General features: G+C 63.5%; 12 protein-coding genes. 11 read left to right on the forward strand and 1 reads right to left on the reverse strand.

Annotated features, from left to right (window positions below):
• Positions 1-63: 63 nt before the first annotated feature.
• The 11 genes from ACFOOL_RS13640 (at position 64) to ACFOOL_RS13690 (ending at position 11,966) form a co-directional block, all read left to right on the forward strand.
• Positions 64-2,349, forward strand: a complete 2,286-nt coding sequence (locus ACFOOL_RS13640; protein ID WP_380097734.1) for an NADP-dependent malic enzyme — start codon at positions 64-66, stop codon at positions 2,347-2,349.
• Positions 2,350-2,455: 106 nt separating this feature from the next.
• Positions 2,456-2,854 carry an FtsB family cell division protein gene (locus ACFOOL_RS13645; RefSeq protein WP_380097736.1) on the forward strand — a complete coding sequence of 133 codons (399 nt, stop codon included), beginning with the start codon at positions 2,456-2,458 and terminating at the stop codon, positions 2,852-2,854.
• A 114-nt stretch (positions 2,855-2,968) separates the two neighbouring features.
• Positions 2,969-3,988 (forward strand): pyruvate dehydrogenase (acetyl-transferring) E1 component subunit alpha, encoded by a 1,020-nt coding sequence (gene pdhA, locus ACFOOL_RS13650; RefSeq protein WP_380097737.1) that lies wholly within the window; start codon positions 2,969-2,971, stop codon positions 3,986-3,988.
• A 193-nt stretch (positions 3,989-4,181) separates the two neighbouring features.
• Positions 4,182-5,573 carry a pyruvate dehydrogenase complex E1 component subunit beta gene (locus tag ACFOOL_RS13655; RefSeq protein WP_380097738.1) on the forward strand — a complete coding sequence of 464 codons (1,392 nt, stop codon included), beginning with the start codon at positions 4,182-4,184 and terminating at the stop codon, positions 5,571-5,573.
• Positions 5,574-5,584: 11 nt separating this feature from the next.
• The gene (locus tag ACFOOL_RS13660; RefSeq protein WP_380097740.1) at positions 5,585-6,934 is read left to right on the forward strand and encodes a pyruvate dehydrogenase complex dihydrolipoamide acetyltransferase; all 1,350 of its coding nucleotides are present in this window, start codon (positions 5,585-5,587) and stop codon (positions 6,932-6,934) included.
• Positions 6,935-6,945: 11 nt separating this feature from the next.
• Positions 6,946-7,593 (forward strand): SGNH/GDSL hydrolase family protein, encoded by a 648-nt coding sequence (locus tag ACFOOL_RS13665; protein WP_380097742.1) that lies wholly within the window; start codon positions 6,946-6,948, stop codon positions 7,591-7,593.
• 23 nt (positions 7,594-7,616) lie between these two features.
• Positions 7,617-9,056, forward strand: coding sequence for a dihydrolipoyl dehydrogenase (lpdA, locus tag ACFOOL_RS13670; RefSeq protein WP_380097744.1), 1,440 nt, complete (start codon positions 7,617-7,619; stop codon positions 9,054-9,056).
• Positions 9,057-9,150: 94 nt separating this feature from the next.
• The gene (locus ACFOOL_RS13675) at positions 9,151-10,191 is read left to right on the forward strand and encodes a Gfo/Idh/MocA family protein (RefSeq protein ID WP_380097746.1); all 1,041 of its coding nucleotides are present in this window, start codon (positions 9,151-9,153) and stop codon (positions 10,189-10,191) included.
• An 83-nt stretch (positions 10,192-10,274) separates the two neighbouring features.
• On the forward strand, positions 10,275-11,228 hold the full coding sequence (lipA, locus tag ACFOOL_RS13680; protein WP_380097748.1) for a lipoyl synthase: 954 nt from the start codon (positions 10,275-10,277) through the stop codon (positions 11,226-11,228).
• Complete coding sequence (locus ACFOOL_RS13685; protein WP_380097749.1) at positions 11,229-11,672, forward strand: type II toxin-antitoxin system RatA family toxin; 444 nt, start codon at positions 11,229-11,231, stop codon at positions 11,670-11,672.
• A gap of 3 nt (positions 11,673-11,675) precedes the next feature.
• The gene (locus tag ACFOOL_RS13690) at positions 11,676-11,966 is read left to right on the forward strand and encodes a putative quinol monooxygenase (protein ID WP_380097751.1); all 291 of its coding nucleotides are present in this window, start codon (positions 11,676-11,678) and stop codon (positions 11,964-11,966) included.
• Here the strand turns inward: ACFOOL_RS13690 and ACFOOL_RS13695 are convergent.
• Positions 11,944-12,447: a CinA family protein gene (locus tag ACFOOL_RS13695; protein ID WP_380097752.1), complete on the reverse strand. Its 504-nt coding sequence runs from the start codon at positions 12,445-12,447 to the stop codon at positions 11,944-11,946. The two genes, ACFOOL_RS13690 and ACFOOL_RS13695, sit on opposite strands and share 23 nt — an antisense overlap.
• Between the last annotated feature and the right edge of the window lies 1 nt (position 12,448).

Consider the following 12,448-nt stretch of genomic DNA (forward strand, 5'->3'; position numbering starts at 1 on the left):
CTCTTTCCAATCGCCGGGATTAATGGCACCAACGCGGCCGACTGGGCCGCCGGGAGAAGAAACGTGTCGACTGATATCAACGAGCAGCGCAAGGCATTGCGGGATGCGGCGCTGCATTTCCATGAATTTCCCAAGCCCGGCAAGCTGGAAATCCAGCCCCTGAAGCCCTTGGGCAACCAGCGCGACCTGGCGCTGGCCTATTCGCCCGGCGTCGCCGCACCTTGCGAGGAAATCGCCAACTCCCCCGAGGCTGTCGCGCGCTATACCTCGCGGCAGAATCTGGTGGCCGTCATCTCCAACGGCACCGCCGTCCTCGGCCTCGGCAATATCGGGGCGCTGGCCAGCAAGCCGGTCATGGAAGGCAAGGCGGTGCTGTTCAAGAAATTTGCCGGCATCGACGTGTTCGATCTGGAGGTCGACGAGGCCGACCCCAAAAAATTCATCGATGCCGTCCTGCCGCTCTGGCCGACTTTTGGCGGTATCAATCTGGAAGATATCCGGGCACCGGACTGCTTCGAGATCGAGGAAGCGTTGCGCGAGCGCATGCCGATTCCGGTCTTTCATGATGACCAGCACGGCACTGCCATCATCGTCGGGGCAGCCGTGCTCAACGGGCTTGAACTGGCGGGCAAGACCATCGCGGAGGCAAAGATCTGCGTTTCCGGCGCCGGCGCCGCCGCCATAGCCTGCCTCAACGTGCTGGTGGGGCTGGGCGCCCGCCACGAGAATATCTGGGTCGCCGACAAGGATGGCCTCGTCACCCACAGGCGGGACGATGTGAGCGATAAATGGCGTTCTCAGTTCCGGCGGGAAACCGACGCCACCACGCTGGCGGAGGTTTTCGACGGGGCGGATATCTTCCTTGGACTGTCCGCGCCCGGCGTGCTGAAGCAGGAAATGCTGGCAAAGATGGCGCCCAAGCCGCTCATTCTCGCCCTGGCCAACCCGACCCCGGAAATCATGCCCGAGCTGGCCAAGGAGGTTCGGCCCGATGCCATGGTGTGCACCGGGCGCTCGGACTATCCCAACCAGGTCAACAATGTCCTCTGTTTTCCCTTCATCTTTCGCGGCGCCCTCGACGTTCATGCAACGACGATCAACGAGGAGATGAAACTGGCGGCGGTGCGCGCCATCGCCCGGCTCGCTCACGAGCCGGGGCTGGAAGTCTCGCCATCGGGCGCCCCGGCCGTCTATGGGCCAGAACACATCATCCCCAACCCCTTCGACCAGCGGCTGATCCTGCGGATCGCCCCGGCCGTCGCTCGCGCGGCAATGGAATCGGGCGTCGCCAAGAAGCCGATCGAGAACTGGGACGCCTATCGCGACGGACTCAACCGCTTCGTGTTCCGCTCGGGACTGGTGATGAAGCCGATCATCGACCGGGCGCAGGGCAAGGGCAAGCGCATCGCCTTTGCCGATGGCGAGGACGAGCGCGTATTGCGCGCGGCGCAGGTGCTGCTGGAGGAACGGATCGCACGGCCCATCCTGATCGGTCGGCCCGCCGTGCTGGAAGCCCGTATCGAACGTTTCGGCCTCGGTATCCGTCCCGGCGTCGATTGCGAGGTGATCAACCCCGAGGACGATCCCCGTTATCGCGACTACGTAAGCCTCTTCCATTCTTTAGTGGGCCGTCAGGGGGTGACGCCCGACACCGCACGGACCATCGTACGCACCAATACGACAGTGATCGGTGCGCTCGCCGTGAAGCGCGGCGAGGCGGATGCGCTGCTGTGCGGGTTGCAGGGGCGGTATATCAAGCATGTGCGCGACATTCGCTCGATCATCGGCGTGCGGGACGGGGTGACCGATTATTCCGCCATGTCGATGCTGATCCTGCCGCAAGGCGCGTTTTTCCTCACCGATACCTATGTGAATCAGAACCCCAGTGCCGACGAGATCGTCGCAATTGCCCTGCAGGCGCGTGACCATCTCCAGCGCTTCAATATTCCGGTGAAGGCGGCCTTGCTCAGCTATTCCAATTTCGGCTCGCGCGATGGCGACAGCGCCTTCAAGATGCGCGACGCCTACGCTAAGCTGAAGGCCATCGCCCCGGATCTGGTTGTGGAAGGCGAGATGCAGGGCGATCTGGCGCTCAACGAGACGCTGAGGGATCGCTATGTTCCCGACAGCGCCTTGCGCGGGGAGGCGAACCTGCTGATCTTCCCGGATCTCGATGCGGCGAACCTGTCCATGACGCTGCTCAAGGAAATGAACAGCGCCTTGGCCGTCGGTCCGATCCTCATGGGCACCCGGGCCCCGGCCCATATCCTGGCGCCCTCGGTGACCAGCCGCGGCATCGTCAACATGGCGGCCATCGCGGCCAATGAGGCGGTGGGTGCTGAGGGATAAGGGATGCCTACTTCTTGCCGGGCTCGCGACGAGGCGGCCCGGCGGTTCCTCAACCCCGCATTAATCCCTTGTCAGCCATAGTCGGATATCTGCAATCGGTCCGATAATGTCCACCCGTCTCAAACGTCCACCATTCTGGCGTCCGCTGGCCCTGACAGTGACGCTGCTCTGCTTTCAGGGCTATCTGGGCTATTCGGCGATCTCGGGTCAGTTCGGCATCGAGAATCGGGAGCAGATCATCGCCGACATCGAGGTATTGCAGGATCGCAGCTCGGCGTTGCAGGCCAGGATCGACGCCTATCGCCACCGGGTATCGCTGATGAATCCCCGCCATCTCGACCCCGATATCGTGACCGAGCGGGCCCGGGCGCTGCTGAACATGGCCAATGCCGACGATGTGCTGGTTATGGTCAATCCCGAGACGGGTAAACCAATTTCCGGTCAATTCATAGAATTAATCGATGATCAGTTAATCTCGATTATTCAAGCAGATTCAACGCTCTGAAGTTGATTTCGGGTGCGCAACTAGGCAATTTTATTGCTTGGACGCTTGCAGTATGATGCGTGAAGTGGCCTGATCGGGCCAGCGGCAAGTTTCCCGACCCAAGCGGAGTGTAGAATGGCGCGCAAGGCGACGGCCACCAAGGCCAAGACGCAGCCCAATGTCCCCCAGTTCACCCCCGAGCAGGACCTAGAAGCCTTCCGCGAGATGCTGCTGATCCGCCGTTTCGAGGAAAAGGCCGGCCAGATGTACGGGATGGGCCTGATCGGCGGCTTCTGCCATCTCTATATTGGCCAGGAAGCCGTGGTCACCGGCGTGACCATGGCCTCGGAAAAGGGCAAGGATGCCCAGATCACCGGCTATCGCGATCACGGCCATATGCTGGTCATGGGCCTCGATCCCAAGGGTGTCATGGCTGAGCTGACCGGTCGCCAGGGCGGCCTTTCCAGGGGGAAGGGCGGCTCCATGCACATGTTCTCCAGCGAGCACCGGTTCTACGGCGGCAACGGCATTGTCGGCGCGCAGGTTCCGCTGGGCACCGGGCTGGCCTTCGCCTCGAAATATACCGGCGATGGTGCGGTGAGCATCACCTATTTCGGCGACGGCGCGGCCAATCAGGGCCAGGTCTATGAGAGCTTCAACATGGCCAAGCTCTGGAACCTGCCGGTCGTCTACATCATCGAGAACAACAAATACGCCATGGGCACCTCGATCGAGCGCGCTGCCGCGACGACCGATTTCTCGCGCCGCGGCGCCTCCTTCGACATTCCGGGCGAGCAGGTCGACGGAATGGACGTGCGCATGGTCTTTGATGCCTCGCGGCGCGCTATCGAATGGGCGCGCTCTGGCAAGGGCCCCTATATCCTCGAAATGCTGACCTATCGCTATCGGGGCCACTCCATGTCGGACCCGGCGAAATACCGCAGCAAGGACGAGGTCACCCGGTTCCGCCAGGAGCGCGATCCGATCGAGCAGGTCAGGGCGCGGCTGCTGGAGCTGGGAACTGTGACCGAGGAAGACCTCAAGAAGATCGAGACCGAAATACGTGCCATCGTTACCGAGGCGGCCGATTTCGCCACCAACGATCCCGAACCGGACGCGTCCGAGCTCTGGACCGATATCACCATCGAGGCGTAAGGCCCGGCGATGAGCATATTGCGTGGCGCCGCCCTGGTTTTCTCCAATCTGTCCGGACTTCTGGTTCGGCTGGCGAAGGCGGCCCCTGCATTCAACACTTGTGGCCGGCCTGCCGATACGGCCGCCCGATCCCACATTTTCATTCTCCGCCCTGTGGCCCCCGCGCCCGGCGCGTTCCTGCTGGAGAGCTGACATGCCCCAAATCCTCATGCCCGCCCTGTCGCCGACCATGGAAGAGGGCACGCTCTCCAAGTGGATGGTGAAAGTCGGTGACAAGGTAGCGCCCGGCGATGTGCTGGCCGAAATCGAGACCGACAAGGCAACGATGGAAGTCGAGGCGGTCGACGAGGGGACCGTCAGCGAAATTCTGGTTGCCGAAGGCACCGAAGGGGTCAAGGTCAATACGCCCATCGCGTTGGTGCTGGGCGAAGGGGAGACGGCGGAATCGGCGGCAGCTCCCATCGCCGCGACGGCGCCCGAGCCGGCCGAGGCCCCTCTCGTCCCGGCCGAAAATGCTGCCGCTTCCGCTCCTGCTGAGGCCGTTCCTGCCGCGCCGAAATTCGAGCCGCAGGCCGATCCGGACCTGCCCGAAGGCGTCGAAATGGTGGAGCTTACCGTGCGTCAGGCCCTCAACGAGGCCATGGCCGAGGAGATGCGCCGCGACAAGGACGTCTTCATCATCGGCGAGGAAGTTGCCGAGTATCAGGGCGCCTACAAGGTCACCCAGGGGTTGCTTCAGGAGTTCGGCGCCGAGCGCGTGATCGATACCCCGATCACCGAGCACGGTTTTGCCGGGCTCGCCATTGGCGCGGCCTTTGCCGGCCTGCGGCCGGTCGTGGAGTTCATGACCTGGAACTTCGCCATGCAGGCGATCGACCAGATCATCAATTCGGCAGCCAAGCAGCTTTACATGTCCGGGGGACAGTTGCCGGCACCCATGGTTTTCCGGGGGCCCAACGGCGCGGCCGCGCGCGTCGCCGCCCAGCACAGCCAGGACTATTCGGCCTGGTACAGTCATATTCCGGGCCTCACCGTGGTTGCGCCCTATAGCGCCGCCGACGCCAAGGGCCTGCTCAAGGCGGCGATCCGCTCGCCCAATCCGGTTGTGTTCCTTGAAAACGAAATCCTTTACGGCTCGACCGGCCTCGTTCCCAAGATGGACGATTTCGTGCTGCCCATCGGCAAGGCCCGCATTGCCCGCCAGGGCGCCGATGTCACCATCGTCTCCTTCTCCATGGGTATGCGCTATGCGACCCAGGCGACGGAGAAGCTCGTCGCCGCCGGCGTCGACGTGGAATTGATCGATCTGCGTACCCTGCGCCCGATGGACAGCGACACGATAATCGCTTCGGTGAAGAAAACCGGGCGTCTCGTGACCGTGGAGGAGGGCTGGCCCCAGGGCGGCATCGGCGCTGAACTGGCTTCGCGCGTCATGGAACAGGCATTCGATTATCTGGATGCGCCGGTCCTGCGGGTTACCGGCAAGGATGTGCCCATGCCCTACGCCGCCAATCTCGAAAAGCTGGCCTTGCCCAGCGTCGATGAAGTGATCGCGGCAGTCAATGCTGTGACCTATCGCTCGTAAGGAGAACCGGGATGCCCATCAATATCACCATGCCGGCCCTGTCTCCGACGATGGAGGAAGGCAAGCTCGCCAAGTGGCACGTCAAGGAGGGCGACAGCGTTTCCTCCGGCGACGTCATCGCCGAGATCGAGACCGACAAGGCCACGATGGAGGTCGAGGCGGTCGATGAGGGCAAGATCGGCAAGATTCTCGTGGCCGAGGGCACCGACAATGTGAAGGTCAATGCCGTCATCGCCGTGCTCTTGCAGGAAGGCGAGGATGCCAGCGCCATTGAAGCGGCACCGGCTTCCAAGGCGGAGGAAAAGGCCCCGGCGAGTCCGCCCGCTGCCCCCAAGGAGGACGCGGCTCCTCCCGCTCCGGCGGCGCAGCCTGTGGCCGCCTCTCCATCTGAAGCGGAGGCCGTCGCGAAGGCGCCTGCTGCCGGGGCCTCTGGCAGCCGCGTTTTCGCCTCGCCGCTCGCTCGCCGCCTCGCCAGGGAATCGGGCATCGATATCGCCGCCATTTCCGGCACCGGTCCCAAGGGCAGGGTGATCAAGGCCGATGTGGAAGCCGCGAAGTCCGGCAAGGCGCCGCTCAAGCCCGCCGCCGCGCCGGCTGCGAGCGCCGCTGCGCCTGCCGGCATGAGCAAGAATCAGGTCCTGGCGCTCTATGAGGAGGGCACCTACGAGCTCGTGCCCAATGACGGCATGCGCAAGGTCGTGGCCGCCCGCCTCACCGAGAGCAAGCAGACCATTCCGCATTTCTACCTGACGCTCGACTGCAAGATCGATGCGCTGATGGCGGCGCGCGAACAGATCAACGCTTCCGCTCCCAAGGGCAAGGACGGCAAGCCCGAATTCAAGCTCTCGGTCAACGATTTCATCATGAAGGCCTGGGCCGTCGCCCTCCAGCGCGTCCCCGCCGCTAATGCCACCTGGGCCGGCGATGCCATCCTCTATCACGAGCGCAGCGACGTAGCGGTCGCCGTATCGGTGCCCGGCGGCCTCTTCACCCCGGTGGTGAAGAGCTGCGATACCAAGAGCCTGCGCGAGATTTCCGACGAAGTGAAGGACCTCGCCACCCGAGCCCGCAACAAGAAACTGGCGCCGCACGAATATCAGGGCGGCTCCTCCTCCGTCTCCAATCTGGGCATGTTCGGAATCAAGCATTTTGCCGCCGTCATCAACCCGCCGCACGGCACGATCCTGGCGGTGGGGGCCGGCGAGGAGCGCGTCTATCCCGAGAACGGGCAGATCAAGATCGGCCAGTTCATGACCGCGACCCTGTCCTGCGACCACCGTTCGGTGGATGGCGCGCTGGGCGCCGAAGTGCTGGGTGTCTTCAAGACGCTGATCGAAAACCCGGTGATGATGCTGGCTTAGGGGCAGGGCGCATGAAAACCATTCTCGCCTATGGCGACAGCCTGACCTATGGCGCCGATCCCGGCGGGGGGGCACGCCACGCCTTCGAGGATCGCTGGCCCAGCGCGCTCGAGCGGCGGCTCGACGGCAAGGCGCGGGTGATCGCCGAGGGTTTGGGCGGACGCACCACCGCCTATGACGACTGGACGGTTGGCGCCGATCGCAACGGCGCCCGCATCCTGTCGACATTGCTCGCCAGCCATGCGCCACTCGATCTCGTCATCATCATGCTGGGCACCAATGACCTGAAGCCCTTCCTTGGCGGTTCGGCCGCGGCGGCGGCAAGGGGCGCGCGGCGGCTGGTGGAACTGACGCGCGGCCATTTTGCCGGCCTTGGCGAACCCGTGCCGCAGATCCTGCTGGTCTCTCCGCCTCATGTGGTCGAAACCGGCAATGAGATCATGCTGGGCAATTTCGGCGGCCTCGATCATCTCTTGCGGGAATCCCACGACTTCGCCCGGCATTATCGCCGTCATGCCGAGGAAACCGGGGTCGCCTTTTTCGACGCCGCCGGCGTCGCGAGCGCCGATCCGCGCGACGGCGTACATCTCGACCCGGCCAATACCCGTGCCATAGGGGAGGGGCTGGCGCCGCTTGTGAAACAAATGCTGGGTCTTTGATCCGCGCTATTCTGGAGGCCCTCATGGCTGACCAATACGATCTTCTCGTCATCGGCGCCGGCCCCGGCGGCTATGTCGCCGCCATTCGCGGCGCGCAACTAGGCATGAAGGTAGCCATCGTCGAACGCGAGCACATGGCCGGCATCTGCTCCAACTGGGGTTGCATCCCCACCAAGGCGCTGCTCCGCTCGGCGGAAATCTATGGACATATGGGCCATGCGAAGGACTATGGCCTCACGGCGGAAAAATTCGGCTTCGACCTCGACGGTATCGTCAAGCGTTCACGCGCCATTGCGGCGCAGATGAACAATGGCGTCCAGTTCCTGATGAAGAAGAACAAGGTCGACATCATCTGGGGTGAGGCCACCATCACCGGGCCCGGCGAAGTGAAGGTTTCTCCCACCGGGAAGAAGATCGTCGAGCCGCAGGGGCCGGTGCCCAAGAATGCGCTGGGCGAGGGCACCTATAAGGCGAAGAACATCATCATCGCCACCGGCGCCCGCCCGCGTGTCCTGCCCGGCATCGAGCCGGATGGCGACAGGATCTGGACTTATTTCGAGGCGCTCAAGCCAGCGACCATGCCCAAATCGCTGGTGGTGATGGGCTCAGGCGCCATCGGCATCGAGTTCGCCTCCTTCTATCGCTCGCTGGGGGCCGAAGTGACGGTGATCGAGCTGCTGCCCCAGATCCTGCCGGTCGAGGACGCGGAAATCTCGGCATTGGCGCGCAAGCGCTTCGAAAAGCGCGGCATCAGGATCATCACCGATGCCAAGGTGGCCAAGGTCGAAAAGACCAAGGACGGCATCGTCGCCCATGTCGAGACCAAGGACGGAAAGATCCAGCAGATCGCCGGCGACAAGTTAATTTCGGCCGTGGGCGTGCAGTGCAATATCGAGGGCCTGGGGCTGGAGACGATCGGGGTCAAGACCGAGCGCGGCGCCATCGTCATCGACGCCTATGGCAAGACCAACGTGAATGGCATCTGGGCCATCGGTGACGTGGCCGGCCCGCCCATGCTGGCGCACAAGGCCGAACACGAAGCGGTGATCGCGGTCGAAAAGATCGCCGGGCTCGACGTGCACGGGCTCGACAAGGCCAAGGTGCCGGGCTGCACCTATTGCGAGCCGCAGGTGGCCAGCGTCGGCCTGACCGAGGCGAAAGCCAAGGAAGCCGGCCGCGAGATCAAGGTGGGACGGTTCCCCTTCGTGGGCAATGGCAAGGCCATTGCGCTGGGCGAGCCGGATGGTCTGGTAAAGACCATTTTCGATGCCCGGACCGGGGAACTTCTGGGCGCGCACATGATTGGTGCGGAAGTCACCGAGCTCATCCAGGGCTTCGTCGTGGCGATGAATCTCGAAACCACCGAAGAAGAACTCATCCATACCGTCTTCCCGCATCCGACCCTGTCCGAAACGATGAAGGAAAGCGTGCTCGACGCCTATGGGCGCGCGCTGAACATCTGATCGCTCCGGAGAGTCGGGCGCAAAAGGGCCATGGACCGTGCGCCCGCCTTCCGGCGAGGTCCGCCGAGCACTCGGAACCAGGAGGCTTATCCACATGGTCAAGGCAATTCAGATCGGGCTGGGACATTGGGGATTTAGCTGGACCAAGGACGTTATCCCCAAAGTTCCCACAGTTCAGATGGTCGGCTATGTGGATACCAATCCCGAGACGACGCAGCGGGCGCAGGCCGAGCTGGGCGTCGATCCGAAACTGTGCTTTTCCAGCCTCGAGGATGCCGCCCGGCATACCGATGCGGTCCTCGCCATCTGCACGCTGCGTACCGAGGCGCATTATCCGGTGGTCAAGCGGTGCCTCGAACTGGGTTACCACGTGATCGTCGAAAAGCCCTTCACCACCACCATCGCCCAAGGCAAGGAGCTGGTGGCCCTGGCCAAGGCGCAGGGCCGGGTGCTGATGGTCAGCCAGAATTACCGGCACCAGCCGGCGCCGATCCTGGCAGCGCAACTCATCGCCGATGGTACTTTCGGGCCGCTCAACATGGTCTCGTTGGATTTCCGGCGCCACGGCCCCAGCCAGGGGTATCGGTATTGGGACATGCCCGACCCGCTGCTGGCGGATATGTCGATCCACCATTTCGACCTGATGCGCTTCGTTCTGGGCGACGAACCCAGGCGACTGACCTGCCGCACCTGGAATCCTCCCGGCAGTCCCTTCCGCTTCGATCCCTCCGGCGTGGCGACCATCGAGTTCAGCAAGGGTACCGTGCTCTCCTACAGGGCGAGTTGGGTAAGTTCGGGGCCGGTGACGCCCTGGGCCGGCGAGTGGGTGATGGATGGCGCCGAGGGAGAGATCATCTGGAGCTCGCGCGACCATTTCCGCAACAAACAGGGGCCGGACCGGCTGGCACTGTTGCCGCTCGAGGGCAAGGCGGACAGGAAAAAGCTGGATCCGGTGGCGTTTCCCGACCGCACCGGCACGCTGTCGACGATCGCGCAGGTATTGGAAACCGGCGTTGTCCCGGTCGGCTTCAGTTCCGGGGAGGATAATCTCGGCTCGCTCGCACTGGTTCAGGCGACGATCCTGTCGGCGTCTCGCGGCGGCGACTGGGTCGAAATGACCGAGGTCATGGGGTAGCGGCAGGCTGCTCTTCGAAGGCCGGGTTGAACCGGCGGCACAAGGGAGCGATATAACGGGCATCTCGCCCAGTCAGGACTGACATGGTCACGCTCATCGATACTTCTGCGGCTCGTCCGCGCCACCCGGAAAAGGTCAACCGGCCGGACAGCGTCGTGCTGCGCAAGCCGGACTGGATCCGCGTCAAGGCCCCCGGCTCGCCGGTCTATAACGAAACCCGGAAAATCGTGCGCGAGAACAATCTCGTCACGGTGTGCGAGGAAGCCGGCTGCCCCAATATCGGGGAATGCTGGAGCAAGAAGCACGCGACCATGATGATCATGGGCGAGATCTGCACCCGCGCCTGCGCCTTCTGCAACGTCCGCACCGGCATGCCCGGGCCGCTTGATCCGCGCGAGCCGGAAAATGTCGCCATCGCCGTGGAAAAGCTCGGCCTCGAACATGTCGTCATCACCTCGGTGGACCGGGACGATCTGGCCGATGGCGGCGCCCGGCATTTCGCTGACGTGATATTCGCCATCCGCGCCCGCAATCCCCGCACCACGATCGAGGTGCTGACGCCGGATTTCCTGCGTAAGGACGGTGCGCTCGAGATCGTCGTGGCGGCCCGGCCCGACGTCTTCAACCACAACCTTGAAACCGTCCCCTCGAAATATCTCAAGGTGCGGCCTGGCGCCCGCTATTTCCATTCCATTCGGCTGTTGCAGCGGGTGAAGGAGATCGATCCCTCGATCTTCACCAAGTCCGGCATCATGGTCGGGCTGGGCGAGGAGCGGAACGAGGTTCTGCAACTGATGGACGATTTGCGCTCGGCCGATGTCGATTTCCTCACCATCGGGCAATATCTGCAGCCCACGAAGAAGCACTATCCCTTGCAACGCTTCGTCACGCCCGAAGAGTTCAAGTCCTTCGCCACCGTGGCGACCGCCAAGGGGTTCCTGCTGGTTTCCTCCAGCCCGCTGACGCGCTCCTCGCACCATGCCGGGGAGGATTTCGCCCGCCTCAAGGCCAACCGCCAGGCAAGGCTCGGATACTGAATGAAGCGCTTCTACGAACGGCACGTGCCGCATCTGCCCGAGCGGATGTTCAACATCGTCGCCGATCTGCCGGATTATCCCCGCTTCATCCCCAATTGCCAGGCGATGAATGTGCGGCCGGACCCGGCGGCCGGCGACGCGGATATCCGGCTGGCACGCATGACCATCGGTTTTGGGCCGATCACCCAGTCCTATACCAGCCGGGTGACGCTTGATCGCCAGCAACGAACCATCCGCGTCAAGGCGGTGGACGGTCCCTTCGCCTATCTGGATAGCATCTGGAGCTTCGAGCCGGAGGGGCAGGGCACCCGCGTCCGCTTCGAAATCGACTTCAAGTTTTCCAATCCGCTGGTCGCCGCCGTGGCGGAACCGGCATTCGCCGCCAAGCAGGAAGAGATCATGCGCGCCTTTTCCGACGAGGCGGACCGGCGGTTCGGGGATTGACAGATGCTCGAAACGGTTCGCCTGTCGGGAATGCTCATATGCGCCTCGCCGGAAGAAAGCGATATCGTGCGGAAATATCTACCCGAACATATCCGCCTGACGAGAGGGGAGCCCGGCTGCCTCGCCTTCGACGTGACGCAGACGGACGATCCGCTGGTCTGGCATGTCGATGAGCTCTTCGTCGACCGGGCGGCATTCGAGGCCCACAAGGCCCGGACTGCCGCCTCGGAATGGGCGCGCAGAACCTCTGCCATCCGCCGCGACTACGCCATCATTGCGGCGGGTCGCTCGTAACCACCTGCAGGACCAGGTCCAGGGCGGCTTCCACGGTCGCCTTGCGGATGCCGTCCCGGCCCAGATCGCCGAAACGGTGCTCGATGACCACCGTGGCGAGGCTGGACGATACGGCCACATAGACCAGTCCCACCGGCTTTTTGTCGCTGCCCCCGTCCGGCCCGGCGATTCCTGTCGCCGCCACCGCAAAATCGGCATGCACCGTGTTGCGGGCCCCGTCGGCCATGGCCCGTGCGACTTGGTTGCTGACCGCGCCGTAATCGTTGATCAGCCGCGGCTGCACATGGATCATCCGGGACTTCGCCGCATTGGCATAGGTGACGAAGCCGCCATATAACGCGGCCGAGGCGCCCGGAATATCGGTGAGCGTGGCGGCGATGAGGCCGCCCGTGCAGCTTTCCGCGGTCACGATCGTCTGGTTGCGTTCCGCCAATATGTCGATGACCTGTTTGGCGGCGGAGACTTTCGCTTTGGCTGCCATA

The sequence above is a fragment of the Devosia honganensis genome (genome assembly GCF_042648785.1).
In the GTDB taxonomy this organism is placed as follows: Bacteria; Pseudomonadota; Alphaproteobacteria; order Rhizobiales; family Devosiaceae; genus Devosia; species Devosia honganensis.